Here is a 20,721-nt window from a genome sequence, read left to right as displayed (position 1 = left end):
ATGAAACCGAGATATGCCTAAAAATCACTTATTAATTATCGATGCATTAAATCTGATCCGTCGAGTACATGCAGTGCAACTAAATCAAAGTGATGATCCTGCTGCGCAAATTAACGCAACGCGTGAAACAATTAAGCATGCCGTAAGAAAACTACTCTCGATCACCGCGCCGACGCATGTTGTCGCGGTGTTTGATGCTGAGCAAACTGGTTGGCGACATGAGATCTATCCAGAATACAAAGCGAATCGTAAGCCGATGCCAGAGTCACTACAACAAGCGCTGACGTTCATCCAAGATGATCTGTGGGAATTAAACGTCGACTCGCTATTAACAGAGCAAGATGAAGCTGATGACTTAATTGCAACGCTCGCGATAAAGATGTCAGCCCAACAACAACCAGTCACCATTATCTCAACGGATAAAGGCTACTGCCAGCTACTAACACCTTACATTCAAATACGTGATTATTTTAATAAGCGCTGGTTAGATCAAGAATTTATCGACGATAAATTTGGCGTAAAACCACAGCAACTTGCGGATTATTGGGCATTAGTTGGGATCAGTGGCAGCCACTTAGCAGGAGTCGCCGGTGTAGGACCTAAAACAGCGACACAACTACTCACCCAGTACCCTAACTTAGATGCTATTTATGCGAGCGAAGAGTTAAAGCCCAAACTGCGAGAAAAACTTGATACGCATAAAGAGATGGCCTACATCACCCAGCAACTCGCCCAACTCAAAATTGATATTCCACTGGGATTCAATTTAAAAGACTTGCGATATCAGCCTTAATCTAACATTAAGCGTTATAAATAATAAGTTGTAACGCTTAATGTTAGAAATCGAGCGCCGTCATTAAGCGTTGCACCAACCTTTAATAGTATAGAAAAAGCGAATATCTAGATCTATCTCTAACAAATGCATCATCCCCCCTGTGAAACCCTCTATTTAGCCAAATTACAGCAGCAACTGGATTAACAAGTGAGCAATACTTTGTTACCATACGGCAACAAAATATTTTCATTTGAAAGTAAGCCAAATTAAATAAGGAATATGTATGACGCAAACAAGAATTACAGTGATCCCAGGTGATGGTATTGGTCCGGATATTATTGAGTCTGCAATTCAAATTTTAGATAAAGCTGGCTGTAATTTCGCATATGACTTTGCTGATGCAGGTCTTGCTGCTCTACAAACTTCAGGTGAGCTACTACCAAAAGCGACATTAGATTTAATCGAAAAGAATAAAGTAGCCTTAAAAGGTCCATTAACAACACCCGTTGGTGCAGGCTTTACTTCAATCAATGTATCATTACGTAAGCACTTCAATTTATACGCGAACTTACGCCCAGTATTATCATTTAAAGGCACGCGTAGCCGCTATGAAAACATCGATATCATTACCGTGCGTGAAAATACACAAGGTATGTACTCAGGTGCAGGGCAAATCGTATCTGATGACGGCAGTGAAGCGGAAGCAAAAAGTATTATTACCCGTGATGGTGCAGAGCGTATTTGTGTTGCAGCCTATGAATTAGCTAAATCAGAAAACCGCAAAAAAGTAACCGCAATCCACAAAGCTAACATCCTTAAAACAACGTCAGGCCTGTTCCTTGAAGTGGCGCGTGAAGTTGCAAAACGTTATCCTGAAATCGAATCAGAAGAAATGATCGTTGATGCGGCATGCATGAACTTAGTGATGTACCCTGAACGTTTCGACGTGATTGTGACGACTAACTTGTTTGGTGATATCTTATCTGACTTATGCGCAGGCTTAGTGGGCGGTTTAGGTATGGCTCCGGGCGCAAATATCGGTGAAGACACAGCTATCTTTGAAGCTGTACACGGTAGCGCACCTGATATCGCGGGTAAAAACCTAGCGAACCCAACATCAGTGATCTTAGCGTCGATTCAAATGCTAGAATACCTAGAGATGAAAACGCAAGCGGACAATATTCGTAACGCGGTACGTGATGTGATTGAATCTGGCGATAGAACAACACGTGATCTAGGTGGTAGTCATGGAACAACAGACTTTACCCAAGCTATCTTAGAACGCCTGTAACAGCTTACGCATATGAATGAGTTCGACTTGTAATAAGAATAATCCTTAATGATTAGCCTTACTCGTTCTATAATTCAGTTACTTAGCATTCGATATGCTGAGTAACTACTACTCCAATTAATTCCGCCTACTTCTTCATTCTGCACTCACTCTCATCAAGCCCGTTATTGTAGTCGTAGTTGTAGTCATATTCTCACCTAGTAATTTATCCATACCGAGCTATAGTTAAGTTTTCATCAGCCTTATTGGTGATATATGGTAACTAACTGCCTCTTTGTTTTACTCTTAATAAGCCTATTAAGTAGGTCGAGTTTGGCCGCGGAGAATAACCTAGGGACAGCTTTTTCAACGCCATATTATGCGAGTTATCAACCGCTAGATGAGCCTCCTTTTACAACAGATACCACACCACAATTCGAATTAAAACAACCTTTGCTTGTGGTAAAAAAAAGCAGTAACAAGCGTAAACGAACGGCGCAACTGCAACTGTTAAATATGTGGGTTGATCCCGATATTACCCGGCTGTTTATTCCCCGACTCAAAGACATCGGTCGATTAAGTTTAAACCTACATTACAGCCTCAAACGTAGTCCTTACCTGCTACTCGATTACGAACGAGTGACGATAAAGACGAAAGTTAAATCGAACGGCATAATACAACACGAGGCTTATTATAATATGGGCATTGAAGGTGCAATCATTGGTATTAGAGTACGTGGTGAAGATCCACTACTCTACTTTAAATATCGCTTTAAATAGAGCTAATGCAGCAATAAAAAAGCCATTAAACAGTTCACCGCAGTGATGTTTAATGGCTTTATTGAAGCGTTAACTAGCCTTATGAATAAATACCGTGTCGTTTATTTGTCTTCAGGAATGAAGTGTGTCCAAGCAACATGTACCGTCACTTCATCACGATCATGGTAAAGGTGCTTGGCTTGAACCACAAAACGGTCATCCAATTGCTTATCTAAAATCGCTAAGCAATCTTCCAGTGTATGGTAACGACGTTTAAGTGGTAACTTAAGGTTAAAGATGGCTTCTTTACACCATGCATTCATTAACCACTTACACATGAGACGTGCCACCCGTTCAGGTTTCTCAATCATGTCACATACCAGCATATCTACTGGCGGGTTTTCAGGCACCTTAACCTTATTACCATTCAATTTACGGTTAGTCCAAGCAATCGTCGTTTTCGCTGGCTCATATTTAAAACCATCTTCTTCGAAATGCTTAACTTGACCGGTTTCCATCAGGCTTTCAGCCATTGCTCCGTTATCAATTGCCACAACAAACATACTGCGTTGTACTAACTGATACGTCCAACCACCAGGACAAGCGCCTAAATCAACCGCACGCATAGCACCGCCGATACGTCGGTCCCACTGATCCGCTGGAATGAAGGTGTGGAATGCTTCTTCAAGTTTTAGCGTCGAACGACTTGGCGCTTTCGCTGGGAACTTAAGACGCATAATGCCCATAGGGAGTGGCGAATTGTTAAAGCTATATGAATAACCGATATAAACACTCACGTTATCAATGAAGAATACGTGCAGTACAGGACGGTTTTTATTTTCTTTCGATAATAAATGATCATTTTTACGCAGTGATTGACGTAATGGCACTGTGTACTTACGGCAGAATTTAGATAGCTCTTTACCTTCATTGGTATCAGGCATTTCCACACGTAACTCACCCATACCTTCAATGCCTTCACAAGCGGCAACAACTGGGTTTACACGGTCGTAAAGTGGCATGTCATCAACACGCGCATGCAGTGCAATCATTTGACGAGCAAAGATCAATGATGAAAGTGGTAATTTTTTCGCTAGTGTATCGACATCGTCAGCAGAGTGACATTCAAACACAACATAGCCCGAATTTGGCGTTACTTTAGCAAAACCATACGCCTCCATGGCAGTCGCTCGTGCTTGGATCTCAGCAGCACATTCTTTTTCATAACCAGGACGGCAATATAATAAAACACCATTCATTTTCTAATAACCTCATTTTCATCATCAACATCGCTGACGATATATACTCAGTATAGATACAATACCGAGATTAAAAATTCATAAAATATACACAAACCAGTGCAGAATACTGGAATTTTGAATTGGTTTGCATACAAAAGCCGCACAGTCTAAACCCTTGACGATATAACACCAAGGATTTAGTGAGTTCGTGATGAATTAATTCTCCACAAACGCTTGTTGTTCTACTTCTACCAAGGACATCATCCAATCACGAAATGCCACTATCTTACCGAGTTCATCTTGCTCTTCGCGACAAACCACATAATAAGCATTTTTACTCACTAACACCTCATTAAAAGGACGAACCAACCGACCTGCATCGATTTCTGGTTGCGCAAGCACACTGTGTCCTAATGCGACACCTTGGCCGTGTACAGCCGCTTGTAGTACCATTGATGTGTGACTAAAAATGGGGCCTTGGTTAACATTGATATCCGTAATGTTGGTTTGCTTAAACCAAGCAGTCCAATCACGACGTGATGTATCATGTAATAAGGTATGTAATTTTAAATCACCGGGGGTTTTTAATGGTTTCGGTCCATTCAATAATAGCGGTGAACAAACGGGGACTAAATACTCAGTATGTAGTTTCTGCGCGTGTAAATCCTTCCATTTACCACGGCCATAATAAATCGCGACATCAACATCATCAGTCAATGAACCATCGTCCATATCAACCGCTTTAATACGTACATCAATATCAGGATACAGTTCGGAAAATAAAGATAGTCGTGGCACTAACCATTGAATGGCAAAACTCGGCTGTAAACTTACCGTCAACGACCCCTTTGCCCCTCTGGCTAATAAACGCTCAGTCGCATCCACTAATGAAGAAAACGTATCTTTAATATCAAGAAAATAGCTCTGACCTTCTTCCGTTAAAAATAACGCGCGGTTTTGACGACGAAACAATTTAATGCCCAGATACTCTTCAAGCGCTTTAATTTGGTGGCTAACAGCGGCTTGTGTCACATAAAGTTCTTCAGATGCGCGCGTAAAGCTAGAATGTCTAGCGGCGGCTTCGAAAACACGTAACGAATTTAAAGGCGGAAGTCTGCGTGACATGACGGTGTCCAGTTAGATAAGAAAAACTAATGCGAAACATTATAATTTGTCAATTGCCAGATTGCCAGAACATAACTATAGTGCGCGTATGTATATAGGACTTAATACTTATTTTACTTATTCCCGATATTTTCGTTAATTAGTATTATTTATATTAGTTAGTCTTTGTTATGTAATGTTGTGTTTGTTTGCTTAAACTTTTTGGTTTAGGCCTTTAAGTAGTCACTACTTATTTTTAAACCTTTGATAATATTATTAATACATTTGTATTATAAATCAAAGGTTGTTTAGCGCTGTATTATTACAGCGCTTTTTTTATATCTGAAATTAGTCGATATCAATCGCAGTAAAACTCTTCACTACATCATCAATCGCTTTTGCTTGTGTTAAAAAGGCTTCTAACTTAGCAAATGGTAATGCCGATGGTCCATCACAACGCGCTTGAGCCGGATTTTCATGTGCTTCAATAAATAGGCCCGCAATACCTGTCGCTAAACCTGCGTAGCTTAATTCAGGTACTTGCTTACGACGACCACCAGATGCAGCACTGCCCGCATCACGCTGTTGTGTTGCATGCGTACTGTCTAGGATGATTGGCGTACCTTGTGTCATCTCTTTCATCACACCAAATGCTAATGGATCAACGATCAGGTTATCATAACCGTGACAATGACCACGCTCACAAATAATCACGTTATCATTACCACATTCGGCAAACTTATCAACGATGTTACCGACTTGATGCGGTGACATAAACTGTGGTTTTTTAATATTAATCACTGCACCTGTTGCCGCCATTGCTTGGACTAAATCGGTTTGACGAGCAAGGAAAGCAGGTAATTGGATCACATCAACAACATCGGCAACCGGTTGGCACTGTGCTTCAGTATGAATATCAGTAATGATTGGCACATTGAATTCTTCTTTAACACGTTTGAAAATGTTTAAGCCTTTTTCCATGCCCACACCACGGAATGAGTGGATGCTTGAACGGTTAGCTTTGTCAAAAGACGCTTTAAATACAAAAGGGATACCCAGTTTATCAGTTACCGTCTTATACGCTTCTACAGCACGTAGTGTTGACAGTTCGTCTTCTAATACATTGATACCACCAAATAACACAAATGGTAGATCGTTGGCACAAATAATATCATTACCAATTTTTACTATTTTTGCATTCATAATTGTTACCTTAAAGAGTCTATTTCAAATCAATTAATATTAATGAATCGTATCATTGGTGACAGCAAGCTCTTCAACTTGTGCTTCTAATACTCGCGTGATCGGATCATCTGGACACTGCTCAATAAAATAAGCAAAGTCTTCACTGGCTAATTTTTTACAATCAAGTTGTTGCAATAAAAAGCCACGATCGCGGATCTCATACGGTTCATCAGGTTCAAGTTCTAAAATTAAATCAATACAACGTAATGCATACGAAAAATGCTCATCACGAATTAACGCTGCTTTCAATACCTGTAGTAAGCGCAAATAATGTATTTCATTGTTAGCTTCTAATAAATCATCATCCGTTAACAAGGCATGGTTACCTTCGATTCCGCGTAACAATACTTGTAATTTATGACGAGTCAGCACTTGGCCGTCAGCTGGATCAACGTAAGTTTCGTCTTTACCATGACCAAAACGCAGCACAAATTGACCAGGGAATAATATCCCTTTGACGTCTACTGCAAAATGCTCGGCAAAGTACATAAATACCGTGCCTAGTGACAGTGGTACACCATTACGGCTGCTAATCACTTTGTGCAATAATATGCTATCAAGCTCTAACCATTTACGCCAGTTGCCTGCAAAGCCCAATTGCTGATAAAACAAATACAATAACTGGTCTCGCTTTTCAACTTCACGAGTAAAACCTTGCATATCGACCTCGATAAGCTCAATTAACCCATCTAATTCGATAATAGCCTCTTCGAGTAACGGTTTTTCCGTTATCATTTCGATGGCTGATAGTGTCGCGAGCATGACGTTATCAATCATCAGTACTTCTTCAGCGAGCTCATCATCGTACTCGTCAAATTCTTCACTCTGACTATTAATATCGTTATTATCTACTGCTACATCGTCTGCCAGTTCTATTTCTGACAGCGCTGAATTTGCATCAAATCCCATCATTACCTCAGCAAATATGCTTCGCCGTTAACGGCTAACGAATACACATAAAATAACCAGCCGATACTGCCAGCAAATGCAAAACAGCGAAAAAATAGGTTTTTACCTTGCTGTAATGACATAAACACCATGAAGGCGATTGCCAGCGTCGACAATAATTTTTCTGTCATCACCGTATCAACAAACGGTGCTCGACCAGACGCCATACACACTAACGCAATCATCATGATTGTGATCATATCGATCACTTTACGTGATTTGATAAAACCAGCATGTTCAAGATACGGTGATTGCTTCACTGTGAAGGCAAAATTTACAAAATACATCAACACGCTTAGTAATAGCGTCGCAAGATGTAACGAAATAAAAATATCCATCATTAGGCTTCTTTTCGTTGTCCGACAGTAATACGATCATTATTACCATAATCTTTATGAGTAATAACCTGGTGGTAATCCGCGGCGATAAATAAATCGCGTACCGCAGCACCTTGTTCAAAGCCATGTTCGACGAGTAACCAACCACCCGCATTTAAGAATGCATAACCGTGGCTAATTATATGCTTTAGATCAGCAAGACCATCTTCGTCAGCGACTAATGCCGTTAACGGCTCAAAACGCACATCGCCCATCGCCAGATGCGGATCATGCGCTTCGATATAAGGTGGATTACTGACTATCACATCAAAACGTAGCCCGCTTTGCAAAGGTTCAAACCAACTCCCCTGCAACACTTCAACATCAAGACCACAACGTTTGGCATTGCGACGCGCTAATGCTGCAGCACTTTGGTTATACTCAATCGCGGTAACCCTAGCCTGCGGAGATTCTGATGCCAGCGCCAGTGCTATCGCTCCCGTACCAGTCCCTAAATCTAATACTTGGCAAGTTTGCGTCGGCATACAAGCAAGCGCTTGTTCGACTAATACTTCCGTATCCGGCCGAGGAATTAAAGTATCGGCAGAGACTTCTAATTCTAATGACCAAAATTCACGGTAACCAAGAATATGTGCAACCGGCTCACCAGCCTGACGACGGGTGATAAGAGCAGAGAAGCGGCTGATAATTTCATCATCGAGCACTTTATCATCCCAGGCGAAAAGATAACTGCGATCTTTCTCTAATAGGAAACAAAGAATGACTTCAGCATCAAGTTTGGGGCTTTCGCTGTCAGTGAGCTGCTTGACAGCCCACTGCAGTATTTGTGCAATTGTGTTCACAGTACGCAATATACCTAGTCTGCTTCAGCAAGTGCGGCTAGCAAATCTGCTTGATGTTCTTGAATGATAGGTTGGATCAATACATCTAATTCACCTTCCATCACTTCATTTAGACGGTAAAGCGTTAAGTTGATACGGTGATCACTCACACGACCCTGTGGGTAGTTATAAGTACGAATACGTTCAGAACGATCACCACTTGCGACCAAGCTACGACGTGTACTTTCTTCTTCAAGACGCACCACCTCATCTGCAGCGGCTTGAATACGCGCTTGTAGAATAGACATCGCACGCGCACGGTTTTTATGCTGTGAACGCTCATCTTGACATTCAACCACTGTACCCGTTGGAATATGGGTAATACGGATAGCCGAATCGGTTTTATTTACGTGCTGACCACCCGCGCCAGACGCACGGAAAGTATCCACTTTAAGGTCCGCTGTATTAATATTAATCGCTTCAGACTCAGGTACTTCTGGCATAACAACAACTGTACAAGCAGATGTATGGATACGGCCTTGTGATTCAGTTTCTGGAACACGTTGTACACGGTGACCACCTGATTCAAACTTCATGGTACCGAATACAGCTTCGCCTTCCATCTTAACGATAACTTCTTTATAACCGCCTTGATCACTATCACTTAAGTTCATGATAGATAAGCGCCAGCCTTTTTTCTCAGCATAACGGCTATACATACGGTACAAATCACCCGCAAAGATTGCAGCTTCATCACCACCTGCACCAGCACGGATCTCTAAGAAACAGTTATTACTGTCATTTGGATCGCGCGGTAACAGTAAAACTTCTAACTCATCACTGATACGGGCTACAGTCGCTTTGCTTTCTTTATATTCTTCAACAGCCATTTCACGCATATCAGGATCATCGTCCTTTAGCATTTCTTCCGCTGATTCGAAATCTTCTTTTGCTTCTTGATATTCTTTAAAGCAAGAAACTAACTCTTCTAATTGCGCGTATTCTTTAGTTAAGGCACGGTAACGGTCCTGATCACTGATGATCGTTGGTTCGCCTAGTAGTGCTTGAACTTCTTCGTGACGTTCGATTAAGGCTTCTAATTTTGTAATGATCGATGCTTTCATCTTTACTCTCGTATTACCGTTAAATAGATTGCAGAAGTCTGACATAAGCTGCTTCAGCAACTGAATATGAATTATTTCTTTGTTGTGATCGGCAAGGATACCTATATGTAAGGAAATAGTCGATTGCTTTCCGAATATTTACCTTGGATATAGCGAATATATGCTCAAAAAATTGAAATAGCGTGGGCTGTTGTTAATCGATAAGAAGAATCATCAACAACAGCTTATTTTGAAGACATGACTATAACTCTAAGCCAACAACACGACGGACTAATAATAGTTCATCATCTTGCTTGCGTTTACCCGCACTCACCAGCGCTTGGGTCGGCGCGTGGATCAGCTTATTGGTTAACTTATTCGCCAATTCAGTCAGCACACGCTCACCATCAGCGCCATTTTTCATTGCCAGTATAGCCCGTTGGAGTAAAACTTCTTTTTCGGCCATTGCAGCGGTGCGGTATTCTTTAATTGAATCGACACTGGATAATGACGCGATCCATTCTGAAAAAAGCTGTGTTTCTTCCGTTATAATATGTTCGGCTTGTTGCGCCGCATCTTGGCGGGCTTCTTTATTCTGCTCAATAATACCTTGCAGATCATCAACCGTATAAAGATACGCATTACCTAATTCACCCACTTCCTCTTCAATATCCCGAGGCACCGCTATATCAACCAAGAAGATAGGCTTTTGCTTGCGTTGTTTCAGCGCACTTTCAATCATCCCTTTACCAATTATGGGTAAAGGGCTGGCTGTTGAGCTGATAACAATATCAGCATTGTGTAAATGCTGTGGAATTTCTTCTAGTGTAAAGGTGGTTGCCCCAAATTTTTCACCCAAGACTTGCGCGCGGGAGACTGTGCGGTTAGCAACCATCATCTCTTTCACATTTTGTTCTGCAAGGTGGGTGGCAACCAGATCAATTGTCTCGCCGGCACCAATCAACAATACCCGGGTTTTCGATAAATCATCAAAAATATGCTTGCTCAGGCTTACCGCTGCAAAAGCAACAGATACGGCATTAGCACCAATTTCAGTTTCAGTACGTACGCGTTTGGCCGCTGTAAATGTTTTCTGAAATAACTTATCAAGTACTTGAGAAACACTATTCAGCTGTTTCGCTTTGGCAAAGGCTTGTTTTATCTGCCCTAAGATTTGTGGTTCGCCTAATACTAATGAATCTAAACCACCGGCTACACGCATCAAATGATGCACAGCATCGGCATCATAATAGCGGTATGTACACGTAGCTAATTCATCGGCGGCGACATTGTGAAAATCAACCAACCACTGCGTCACACGTTCAGCTAAGCCTTGCTCAATTTTGCAATAAATTTCAGTTCGATTACACGTTGAAACGATCACCGCTTCAGACGCAACGCCATCAGCGATTATACTGGTAAAGGCAGCGTCAATATTGTCCGGTGAAAAAGCAACCTTTTCACGCAGTGATACAGGTGCCGTATTATGATTTATACCAAGTGCTAACAGAGTCATGTATTACTTACAGTGAATAGTTGTAAAAATGGATAGGGGGGCTATTCTACGCAAAAAGTATGAATTTTTAAAGTGACAAAACCATGCATATCTGTTTTTATAAGTCCATGCTTGCTCTTTATCATCATTACTTTATTTTTTTGAGTATCTTATGACATTTCAGCGTTCTATTTTCGTTATCATTATTAGCATTGTATTAACTGCTTGTAGTACCACAACACAATTACCAGCCCCGGTTGGTAGTCCACAGCAACTATGGCAGCAGCATCAAACACAACTGCAATCAATAGACACTTGGCAACTGCAGGGGCAAATAGCCTTTATCACACCCGACGCCCGTAATTCTGCAACTTTAAACTGGCAGCAATTAAGCCAAGATTTTAATATTAATTTAACCGGTCCCTTTGGCATTCATGTGCTCACCATCAAGCGCAGCGATGATATTTCAACCCTTATTCTCGATGATGATCGCCAATATCAAGGTCTAAATACCCAAACTCTAATCAACCAGCTCAGTCCGATCCCGATCCCAGTCAATCAATTACGAGCTTGGATCATCGGCGATCCATTAACTGATGACGTCCAGCTCGATAATTACGGTCGAGTCATTCAAGCCAATCATCCGCTCGGGTGGCACATCAGTTATACTCGCTATCAATTAGTCGATACCATTTGGTTACCGAAAAACATCGTCATCAAAAAAGACGATATGCGTATCAAAATCACCACACGAAACTGGACATTAAATGCAAAATAATATTAGCCATTGGTCAGCGCCAGCAAAGCTCAACCTTTTTCTATACATTAATGGTCGTCGCAATGATGGTTACCATGAATTACAAACGTTATTCCAGTTTATTAATATAGGTGATGATTTAGCAATTAGCCCTAATCACACCAACAACATCACCATAACACCAGCCATACCAGGCGTCGCATTGACCGACAATATTATCTACCAAGCAGCAGTGGCATTAAAAGCCCATTCTTCATTACCGCTAGGGGCAGATATTACCTTAACCAAAAATCTGCCGATGGGAGGTGGTTTAGGTGGTGGTTCTTCGGATGCAGCAACAACACTCGTGGCACTCAATCAACTTTGGCAATTGCACTTAAATGAAGACCAATTGGCTGATATTGGTGTTAAGTTAGGAGCTGATGTACCGGTATTCGTCCGCGGTCATGCAGCCTTTGCAGAAGGTATTGGCGAACAGCTTACCCCGATAGAGGTGGATGAAAACTATTATCTTATTGCCATACCTGACACACAGGTCAACACGGCAAAATTATTTTCCGATCCAGAATTAATTCGCGATACCCCAAAACGCCCGCTGAATCAGTTGTTACGAGACGAATGGAAAAATGACTTTGAACCAACTGTAAAAAAACGTCATCCCGAGGTTGCAAAAGCATTAGAGTGGTTGCTAAAATATGCGCCATCTCGACTGACAGGTTCCGGTTGCTGTGTTTTCTCTGAATTTAAAACTAAGTCTGACGCATTAGCCGTATTAGCTAAGGCGCCTACAAACATGCAAATTTATCTTGCGAAGGGCTTAAATAAATCGCCATTATTGCATGACTTAGAAAGACAAATTTAGATTTAAATTTTAGTTCAGTACCGAACGTATGTTAAATAAGTTGTTACCAAATTCTAAGAGATTAATGCTGGGGATCTCTACTAAGCAGTTCGCTGTTTAGGAGTATAATTATATCCCAGCCAAATACATCGATTACCTGAGGTTACACCGTGCCCGACATGAAACTCTTTGCTGGTAACGCTACACCAGAACTAGCTCAAAAAGTTGCTGAACGTTTATTTATTCAACTTGGTAAAGCCAAAGTTGGTCGCTTTAGCGATGGCGAAATTAGCGTTGAAATTGAAGAAAATGTACGTGGTGGAGATATCTTCATCCTGCAATCTACTTGTGCGCCAACAAACGACAACCTAATGGAACTGATCGTGATGGTTGATGCGATGCGTCGTGCATCTGCTGGTCGTATTACTGCTGTGATCCCTTACTTTGGTTATGCTCGTCAAGATCGTCGTGTACGCTCTTCTCGTGTGCCAATTACAGCAAAAGTTGTAGCTGATTTCCTTTCAAGTGTTGGTGTTGACCGTGTATTAACGGTTGATCTACACGCAGAACAAATCCAGGGCTTCTTCGATGTGCCTGTTGATAATGTATTTGGTACGCCAGTATTATTAGAAGACATGCAAGAAAAGAATCTTGAAAACCCAGTGATCGTATCTCCGGATATCGGTGGTGTAGTACGTGCACGCGCTAACGCTAAATTACTTGACGAAGCTGACCTTGCGATTATCGACAAACGTCGTCCAAAAGCAAACGTAGCGCAAGTAATGCATATTATTGGTGACGTTAAAGACCGTGATTGCATCCTAGTTGATGACATGATCGATACTGGCGGTACATTATGTGCAGCAGCAGTAGCATTGAAGAAAAATGGCGCGAAACGTGTATTTGCTTACGCGACTCACCCAGTATTCTCAGGTAACGCAGTAGAAAACCTACGTGATTCTTGCATTGATGAGATCATCGTAACGGATTCAATCCCACTATCTCCTGAAGTTGCAGCACTACCAAACGTACGTGTATTAAGCTTAAGCCCTATGCTTGCTGAATCAATTCGCCGCGTTAGTAACGAAGAATCAATTTCTGCAATGTTCAAATCTTAATTAGCTCCATACTTAAGTTTTAACAACGCACGAATAACCGAGTCTGGATAAACCCTGACTCGGTTTTTTATTTTATAACGTCCCAAACAACCGCAAAACCACTCACAACAAACCTTTGTCTCATACGCCAGTTGAGGTTTTCCCTGACACAGGGTAAAATAGCGCGTTTTTTATTCAATGAGTAATTGAGCAACAGTCTCGAGTACCCATTAAGCCATCATTACAGCAATATAGGTATACCATGAGCAACGACATTCGTTTAATTGTCGGCCTGGCTAATCCAGGACAAGAATATAGCCGCACCCGTCACAATGCTGGCGCTTGGTTTATTAACGAATTAGCAAAATGGCATAATACGCAATTACGTGAAGAATCTAAGTATTTTGGTTATACGGCCCGTATCAATGTAGCAGGTAAAGATGTACGTTTACTGGTACCCACGACGTTCATGAATTTAAGCGGAAAATCTGTTGCGGCAATTGCCAAATTTTATCAGATTGATGTAACCGAGATTTTAGTGGTTCATGATGAATTAGATTTACCACCCGGCGTCGCTAAATTTAAGCAAGGCGGCAGCCACGGTGGTCACAATGGTCTAAAAGACATAATTAGTCGCATGGCTAACAGCAAAGAATTTTTCCGTTTACGTATCGGCATAGGCCATCCCGGTAGCAAAGAAAAAGTAACCGGTTATGTACTTGGCAAAGCACAAAAAATAGAACAAGAACAAATGGATGCAGCCGTTGATGAAGCAGTGCGCTGTATTGATATTTTAGCTAAAGACGGTATGGTCAAAGCGATGAGTCGTTTACATACGTTCAAAGCACAATAATGAACAAAAAATACTTAAACACATACAGATAAATAATTAACTGTGTGAACCAATTTTAGTACATAGCAAATAAGGTAAAAATCATGGGTTTTAAATGCGGCATCGTAGGCTTACCAAATGTAGGTAAATCAACACTATTTAATGCACTAACACAAGCTGGTATCGAAGCAGCTAACTTCCCGTTCTGCACAATTGAACCGAACACGGGTGTTGTTCCAGTGCCAGATAAGCGTTTAGATGCACTATCTGCAATTGTAAACCCTGAACGTGTATTACCAACTACAATGGAATTTGTTGATATTGCAGGCTTAGTAGCTGGCGCATCAAAAGGTGAAGGCCTAGGTAACAAATTCCTAGCTAACATCCGTGAGACAGACGCAATTGGTCACGTTGTACGTTGTTTTGAAGATGACAACATCATTCACGTGAACAACAAGATCTCACCACTAGATGACATCGACACCATCAACACTGAACTTGCACTAGCGGATCTAGACAGCTGTGAGCGCGCATTATTACGTTTAGCTAAAAAAGCTAAAGGCGGCGATAAAGACGCTAAATTTGAAGTGCCAGTTGTTGAAAAAATCATGGCTCATCTTGCTGAAGGCGAAATGATCCGTTCTTTAGAATTATCTAAAGAAGAAGTTGCTGCTGTTGAATACATGAACTTCTTAACACTAAAACCAACGATGTACATTGCTAATGTTGCTGAAGATGGCTTTGAAGATAACGCATTTTTAGATTCAGTACGTCAATTAGCTGCAACAGAAAATGCAGTTGTTGTTGCTATCTGTGCATCAATGGAAGCTGACATTGCTGAACTTGAAGATGAAGAACGTGCAGAATTCATGGAAGACATGGGCATCGAAGAACCAGGTCTTAACCGTGTAATTCGTGCAGGTTATGAATTACTAACACTGCAAACTTATTTCACAGCTGGTGTTAAAGAAGTTCGCGCATGGACTATCCCTGTAAACGCAACAGCACCACAAGCAGCCGGTAAGATCCACACAGACTTCGAAAAAGGCTTTATCCGTGCAGAAGTTGTCCCTTACGCTGCATTCATCGAGAACAAAGGTGAAGCAGGCGCTAAGACTGCAGGTCAGTGGCGTCTAGAAGGTAAAGATTACATCGTTAAAGATGGTGATGTTGTACATTTCCGTTTCAACGTATAATTAAGCTTAAGTTAATAGCCTAAAATGAATAGACTTAGATTAAGCTATTAAGCTCAACTCGTGGTTGACACTAAAGTAAGCACAACAAACGCTGGCAATTGCCAGCGTTTGTTGTTTCTAGGCTATCTCAATACGGTCACGGTAAATAAAACCACCAACGATCAATTGAATAAGCAAATTATCATAAAATAAGCCGGTTTCAGAGCCATCAAAAAAAACAGGCTACAACGACTTTAAATTATCAACGTTTGCAGTTTTAATACAAATAGCATAGAGTGACAACAGGATTCGTACAGAATTTCAACAAGCGCAGATAAAAATGTTTTTTAACTAAAAAATAGTTGACGAACTTCGCTGTAATTAGCATAATGCGCCCCGTTCCAACGAAACAAGCAATTGCTAGTCGGAATGAGATTTAAGATGGCCATGTAGCTCAGCTGGTTAGAGCACAGCATTCATAATGCTGGGGTCACAGGTTCAAGTCCCGTCATGGCCACCATCTTAATTCTAATTGTAGGGATATCGCCAAGCGGTAAGGCACCGGGTTTTGATCTCGGGATTCTGAGGTTCAAATCCTCATATCCCTGCCATTATATAAATGACTGGCTATTCGTAGCGAGTTATTAAATTTATAAACATTGTTACTCATTAATTTGTCTAACACTACCAAGTTTATAAATATAAAGAATATTGTGCGGAAGTGGCGGAATTGGTAGACGCGCTAGATTTAGGTTCTAGTATCGCAAGGTGTGAGAGTTCAAGTCTCTCCTTCCGCACCATGCTTTAAGTATAACGAAAGTTATATGAAGAATTGTAGGGATATCGCCAAGCGGTAAGGCACCGGGTTTTGATCTCGGGATTCTGAGGTTCAAATCCTCATATCCCTGCCATATACCAACACAGACTTAGGTCAGTGTTAACATCACAAGGTTTATTGAACTCTAACCATTCAATACTACCAACCTTGTAATGATAAAGAATATTGTGCGGAAGTGGCGGAATTGGTAGACGCGCTAGATTTAGGTTCTAGTATCGCAAGGTGTGAGAGTTCAAGTCTCTCCTTCCGCACCATGCTTTTCTTTTATAGAAAGTAATGTAACGAAAGTTACATAAAGAATTGTAGGGATATCGCCAAGCGGTAAGGCACCGGGTTTTGATCTCGGGATTCTGAGGTTCAAATCCTCATATCCCTGCCACTTTTATCTCATTCGTATTTATACGGATAGGATAGAAAACGAAGTAAGAATGGCCATGTAGCTCAGCTGGTTAGAGCACAGCATTCATAATGCTGGGGTCACAGGTTCAAGTCCCGTCATGGCCACCATTCTTATTTTGAAAATAAAACATTGCGGAAGTGGCGGAATTGGTAGACGCGCTAGATTTAGGTTCTAGTATCGCAAGGTGTGAGAGTTCAAGTCTCTCCTTCCGCACCATGTTTTATACACAATACAGCAATGCTGTAGAAAGATTTGCAGGGATATCGCCAAGCGGTAAGGCACCGGGTTTTGATCTCGGGATTCTGAGGTTCAAATCCTCATATCCCTGCCACTTTTTCTAAACACTCCTCTGAATACCCCGCCCTAATTTATAATTTCTAATTTCTAATTTCTAATTTCTAATTTCTAATTTCTAATTTCTAATTTCTAATTTCTAATTTCTAATTTCAGCATTTTAATAATCCATATGATTATTACGCAAGTTTTATTCCTCGCATTACCACAATCAGCTTCTCATCACCTTACATTCCACTTAATTAACTTTTTTGTCATATTTGAGCTAACAAAATACCTCTTTTGGCCGATATCCTATTTGTAGCAAGATTAATTTGTTACGATTAACCCTACTAATTACAGTAGAATTAAAAACCAATAATCATTGTAAGTACTTGATCTATTTTGGTTGGTTTCAAATGGGAAGAAACAATGTTAAAAAATGTCTCTATCGCTAAAAAAATAAACCTCGCACTGAGCAGTTTGTTTATTCTTATCCTCGCTATTTCTGCGTTATCACAAAGCAAGCAAGAAACAGCCTTGGTTTTATCTATTCTAGAGCAGCAAGCCCACGAACAAGCCGATACTTACTTTGATAGTCTAAATACCATGATGCTGACAGGCAGCATTGGTCAACGTGAAACCTTACGCCACAAAATGTTAGAAAACGATAACATTGCTGATATACGAGTCGTCAGAGCCGATAAAGTCAATCAACTGTACGGTCCTGGATTGGCCAGCGAACAAATCAAAGATGATTTTGATCGCCGCGCACTTGCAGGTGAAGATATCACCCAAGTCATTAGTACCCTAGAAGGTGAAACGCTATTAATCACCAAGCCTCTTATCGCCTCAAAAAATTACCGAGGCACAGATTGCACAGCTTGTCACAATGCCAAAGAAGGCGATGTACTCGGTGCAGTCAGGCTAGAATATTCTCTGAACCATTTCTACCAACAAGTACAACAAAATATTTTACGCTCGAGTGCTATTTTAGCCGTGGTATTATTTGCTGGTTTACTACTGACCTTGTTCATTATTCGTAAAGTGATCCTCAAGCCAATCAGCGATCTCACCGCTAGCATGGAACTCGCCAGCGATACTCAAGATGTTACAACCCTGATTGAAGTGAAAAGCCACGACGAAATTGGCCGTATGGTCACCGCGTTTAATTACATGATGAGTAATTTTCATTACAGCCTCACCCATGTGCTCAACACAGCCGAGCAATTAGAAGATATTTCCACCAAGCTAAGCACCGCATCAACACAAACTTATAATTCAGCAAATCAGCAGAAACAAGAAGCAGCAACCATTAACGCCAGTATCGCTACCATGCAGACTCAGGTTGAAGATATTAAAACCAAAGCAACAAGGACCACAGCAGCATCGACACAAGCAGCGTTACAAACAGATAAAGGTAATACTTTAGCATCTGCCACCATTGATGAAATAACCACACTAACAACACAACTTGATCATGTCGTCGATAAAATGCAGCAACTCGGTGAGCAAACCAACAACGTCACCAAGATATTGGGGGTAATAAATTCTATTTCAGAGCAAACTAACTTATTAGCATTGAACGCCGCTATTGAAGCTGCTCGCGCTGGCGAAAGTGGTCGTGGTTTTGCAGTTGTTGCTGAAGAAGTGCGGGCGCTAGCGATCAAAACCAATAACTCAACCAAAGAAATACAAACGATTGTCAGCTCATTGATTGAAACATCAAACAGTTCGTTCGCAGCAATGGATACAGCCAAAGTGACGGCAGCAGAAGGCGCGATCAAGGTATCGCAATTAGCAGATATGTTAAATGAGATTGCACGGGAAATGCAGGAAATTAATCAGCTCAATGATTCCGTCAGCGAATCATCAACGACACAACAAGCACTGACCACTGATATTCAGCATAATATTGAAATGATTGCCGTTCACTCGGATGAAACAACCGTCGTGGCTACCCATGCAAGTAGTATCAGTCAAGACTTACTCAGCCATTCAACGGAACTACTTACAAAAGTAAAAGAATTTAAATTAAGCTAAACGTAATGATAAATAATAACTAGCTTAAACCAATCGCATAACGTAACGCCTGGCGCTTTAATGGTCCGGCACGTTGTGCGACAGCAAGGCCAAGGTTACGCAATATCTTCATTGGCACAGCGTTATTACTGAATACCGAATAAAACAAATCCATACTGGTTTGCATTAATAGGTTATCTGGTCTTCTCGAACGCTGGTACTGTTTTAATAATGCTTCGCTATCCCACGCTTCACCTTCAATCACCGCGCTACGAATCAGTTCGCATAATACATTCACATCTTTAAAGCCGATATTAACGCCCTGTCCCGCTAATGGATTAATGGTATGCGCAGCATCACCCAGTAATACCACGCGACCTTTATAATACTGCTGAGCATGACGGCGTGTTAATGGAAATGAGCCATGATTGGTGATCTCAAACTCACCGATTAAATCAGGAAAGTGTTGTTGTACTTCTTTTTTCAGTTCTACGTTGGATAACTGACTGAGGTATTTAATTTGCGCCGTTTGATGATACCAAACGAGCGATGCTTTATGACCCGGTAATGGTAATAGTGCCATCGGCCCTGTCGGTGAAAACTCTTGCCAAGTCACGTCTTGCTGCGCTTGCTGAGTATCAATATTAATTAACATGCAATTTTGACGATAATCCCAGCTGCTAATACCGATATGACTCTGCTGGCGAATAATTGAATTGGCACCATCTGCGGCCAGCACTAACTTAGCGCCGATTTTAGCCCCAGAAGTCAGCACGATCTCAGCGTGATCACTGTATTGCGTTAACGTTGTAACTTTCTCTGGGCACATTAATTGCACATTATCATGACGCTTCATCGCCTCGAGCAGACCTAACTGGATCACGCGGTTTTCAATAATATAGCCTAATTTATCATGACCAATATCATTCGCATGAAACTTCGTCTCACACCCGCCCTGATCCCACGTTTCCAGACGACGGTAAGGGCAAAGACGCATTTCTCTGATGTTGCTCCAAGCACCGGTAGCGACAAGTAACTGCTGAGAGGCCAAACTGATTGCCGAGACACGTAAATCCATCGGTTGCTCAAATGAGAACACAGCTGGCGCTTGCGCTTCAATGACCGCAATTTTAAGGCCTGAAGGAGCAAGTAAGTTGGCAGTACTCGCACCGACCATCCCACCACCAACAATAATTACATCAAATTCCTGCATCGTATTTCCTGAACCGTTTAAGGATAAATTCTTAGCTGAATCAGAATTCTACCAAGCTTTACGTTTAAATGATTGCTTTGTGCAATGAAAATTACAGTAAATTTATGCATAGATGCACAGATAACGTCTAGTCAACAGCGAATTAAGGCAGTAGAATACGCGATCTTCTGTGTG

General features: G+C 41.3%; 18 protein-coding genes and 9 tRNA genes. 18 read left to right on the top strand and 9 right to left on the bottom strand.

Annotation, left to right across the window (positions count from 1 at the left end; all coding sequences use genetic code 11):
- Positions 1 to 13 precede the first annotated feature (13 nt).
- The 3 genes from xni (at position 14) to FR932_RS20675 (ending at position 2,825) form a co-directional block, all read left to right on the top strand.
- Positions 14 to 793, top strand: coding sequence for a flap endonuclease Xni (xni, locus tag FR932_RS20685; RefSeq protein ID WP_019442062.1), 780 nt, complete (start codon positions 14 to 16; stop codon positions 791 to 793).
- Positions 794 to 1,058: 265 nt separating this feature from the next.
- Complete coding sequence (locus tag FR932_RS20680) at positions 1,059 to 2,066, top strand: isocitrate dehydrogenase (RefSeq protein WP_019442061.1); 1,008 nt, start codon at positions 1,059 to 1,061, stop codon at positions 2,064 to 2,066.
- A 312-nt stretch (positions 2,067 to 2,378) separates the two neighbouring features.
- Positions 2,379 to 2,825 carry a hypothetical protein gene (locus FR932_RS20675; RefSeq protein ID WP_019442060.1) on the top strand — a complete coding sequence of 149 codons (447 nt, stop codon included), beginning with the start codon at positions 2,379 to 2,381 and terminating at the stop codon, positions 2,823 to 2,825.
- Between the two features lie 101 nt (positions 2,826 to 2,926).
- Here FR932_RS20675 and rlmM read toward each other — a convergent pair whose 3' ends face one another.
- The 8 genes from rlmM to hemA all read right to left on the bottom strand — a co-directional run bounded on the left by rlmM (position 2,927) and on the right by hemA (position 11,120).
- Complete coding sequence (gene rlmM / locus FR932_RS20670; RefSeq protein WP_019442059.1) at positions 2,927 to 4,063, bottom strand: 23S rRNA (cytidine(2498)-2'-O)-methyltransferase RlmM; 1,137 nt, start codon at positions 4,061 to 4,063, stop codon at positions 2,927 to 2,929.
- Positions 4,064 to 4,261: 198 nt separating this feature from the next.
- Positions 4,262 to 5,170, bottom strand: coding sequence for a transcriptional regulator GcvA (locus tag FR932_RS20665; protein ID WP_019442058.1), 909 nt, complete (start codon positions 5,168 to 5,170; stop codon positions 4,262 to 4,264).
- 327 nt (positions 5,171 to 5,497) lie between these two features.
- The gene (kdsA, locus tag FR932_RS20660; RefSeq protein ID WP_019442057.1) at positions 5,498 to 6,352 is read right to left on the bottom strand and encodes a 3-deoxy-8-phosphooctulonate synthase; all 855 of its coding nucleotides are present in this window, start codon (positions 6,350 to 6,352) and stop codon (positions 5,498 to 5,500) included.
- A 39-nt stretch (positions 6,353 to 6,391) separates the two neighbouring features.
- Positions 6,392 to 7,306, bottom strand: coding sequence for a SirB1 family protein (locus tag FR932_RS20655; protein ID WP_019628975.1), 915 nt, complete (start codon positions 7,304 to 7,306; stop codon positions 6,392 to 6,394).
- Positions 7,306 to 7,683 carry a SirB2 family protein gene (locus FR932_RS20650; protein ID WP_019442055.1) on the bottom strand — a complete coding sequence of 126 codons (378 nt, stop codon included), beginning with the start codon at positions 7,681 to 7,683 and terminating at the stop codon, positions 7,306 to 7,308. Before FR932_RS20650 ends, FR932_RS20655 begins: the two co-directional genes overlap by 1 nt.
- Entirely contained in the window at positions 7,683 to 8,522 is an 840-nt protein-coding gene (gene prmC / locus FR932_RS20645; protein WP_019442054.1) for a peptide chain release factor N(5)-glutamine methyltransferase, read from the bottom strand. Before prmC ends, FR932_RS20650 begins: the two co-directional genes overlap by 1 nt.
- 14 nt (positions 8,523 to 8,536) lie before the next feature.
- The gene (gene prfA / locus FR932_RS20640; RefSeq protein WP_019442053.1) at positions 8,537 to 9,625 is read right to left on the bottom strand and encodes a peptide chain release factor 1; all 1,089 of its coding nucleotides are present in this window, start codon (positions 9,623 to 9,625) and stop codon (positions 8,537 to 8,539) included.
- A 241-nt stretch (positions 9,626 to 9,866) separates the two neighbouring features.
- Positions 9,867 to 11,120, bottom strand: a complete 1,254-nt coding sequence (hemA, locus tag FR932_RS20635) for a glutamyl-tRNA reductase (RefSeq protein ID WP_019442052.1) — start codon at positions 11,118 to 11,120, stop codon at positions 9,867 to 9,869.
- A gap of 151 nt (positions 11,121 to 11,271) precedes the next feature.
- On the opposite strand from hemA, the gene lolB reads away from it, so the two are divergent.
- The 15 genes from lolB (at position 11,272) to FR932_RS20560 (ending at position 19,355) form a co-directional block, all read left to right on the top strand.
- A complete protein-coding gene (gene lolB / locus FR932_RS20630; RefSeq protein WP_019442051.1) occupies positions 11,272 to 11,877 on the top strand; it encodes a lipoprotein insertase outer membrane protein LolB in 606 nt (201 codons plus the stop codon).
- Positions 11,867 to 12,718, top strand: coding sequence for a 4-(cytidine 5'-diphospho)-2-C-methyl-D-erythritol kinase (gene ispE / locus FR932_RS20625; RefSeq protein WP_019442050.1), 852 nt, complete (start codon positions 11,867 to 11,869; stop codon positions 12,716 to 12,718). Before lolB ends, ispE begins: the two co-directional genes overlap by 11 nt.
- A gap of 149 nt (positions 12,719 to 12,867) precedes the next feature.
- Positions 12,868 to 13,815, top strand: coding sequence for a ribose-phosphate pyrophosphokinase (locus tag FR932_RS20620; protein ID WP_019628976.1), 948 nt, complete (start codon positions 12,868 to 12,870; stop codon positions 13,813 to 13,815).
- A 241-nt stretch (positions 13,816 to 14,056) separates the two neighbouring features.
- Entirely contained in the window at positions 14,057 to 14,647 is a 591-nt protein-coding gene (gene pth / locus FR932_RS20615; RefSeq protein ID WP_019442048.1) for an aminoacyl-tRNA hydrolase, read from the top strand.
- 83 nt (positions 14,648 to 14,730) lie between these two features.
- Positions 14,731 to 15,822: a redox-regulated ATPase YchF gene (gene ychF / locus FR932_RS20610; RefSeq protein ID WP_019442047.1), complete on the top strand. Its 1,092-nt coding sequence runs from the start codon at positions 14,731 to 14,733 to the stop codon at positions 15,820 to 15,822.
- Between the two features lie 422 nt (positions 15,823 to 16,244).
- Positions 16,245 to 16,321, top strand: a tRNA-Met gene (locus FR932_RS20605).
- Positions 16,322 to 16,337: 16 nt separating this feature from the next.
- Positions 16,338 to 16,412: transfer RNA gene (locus FR932_RS20600), tRNA-Gln, on the top strand.
- 104 nt (positions 16,413 to 16,516) lie between these two features.
- A tRNA-Leu gene (locus FR932_RS20595) sits at positions 16,517 to 16,601 on the top strand.
- Between the two features lie 36 nt (positions 16,602 to 16,637).
- Positions 16,638 to 16,712: transfer RNA gene (locus tag FR932_RS20590), tRNA-Gln, on the top strand.
- A 96-nt stretch (positions 16,713 to 16,808) separates the two neighbouring features.
- Positions 16,809 to 16,893 (top strand) — tRNA-Leu (locus FR932_RS20585).
- A gap of 50 nt (positions 16,894 to 16,943) precedes the next feature.
- Positions 16,944 to 17,018, top strand: a tRNA-Gln gene (locus FR932_RS20580).
- A gap of 51 nt (positions 17,019 to 17,069) precedes the next feature.
- Positions 17,070 to 17,146, top strand: a tRNA-Met gene (locus FR932_RS20575).
- 24 nt (positions 17,147 to 17,170) lie between these two features.
- Positions 17,171 to 17,255, top strand: a tRNA-Leu gene (locus tag FR932_RS20570).
- Between the two features lie 40 nt (positions 17,256 to 17,295).
- Positions 17,296 to 17,370, top strand: a tRNA-Gln gene (locus FR932_RS20565).
- 374 nt (positions 17,371 to 17,744) lie between these two features.
- Positions 17,745 to 19,355 (top strand): methyl-accepting chemotaxis protein, encoded by a 1,611-nt coding sequence (locus FR932_RS20560; protein WP_019442046.1) that lies wholly within the window; start codon positions 17,745 to 17,747, stop codon positions 19,353 to 19,355.
- Between the two features lie 19 nt (positions 19,356 to 19,374).
- On the opposite strand, the gene FR932_RS20555 is transcribed toward FR932_RS20560, so the two are convergent.
- Positions 19,375 to 20,547 carry an FAD-dependent oxidoreductase gene (locus FR932_RS20555; RefSeq protein WP_019442045.1) on the bottom strand — a complete coding sequence of 391 codons (1,173 nt, stop codon included), beginning with the start codon at positions 20,545 to 20,547 and terminating at the stop codon, positions 19,375 to 19,377.
- Between the last annotated feature and the right edge of the window lie 174 nt (positions 20,548 to 20,721).

This window comes from Moritella marina ATCC 15381, assembly GCF_008931805.1.
Lineage (GTDB): Bacteria > Pseudomonadota > Gammaproteobacteria > Enterobacterales > Moritellaceae > Moritella > Moritella marina.
Note: the sequence above shows the minus strand (reverse complement) of the source record. Positions and strands in the feature narration are given on the sequence as shown.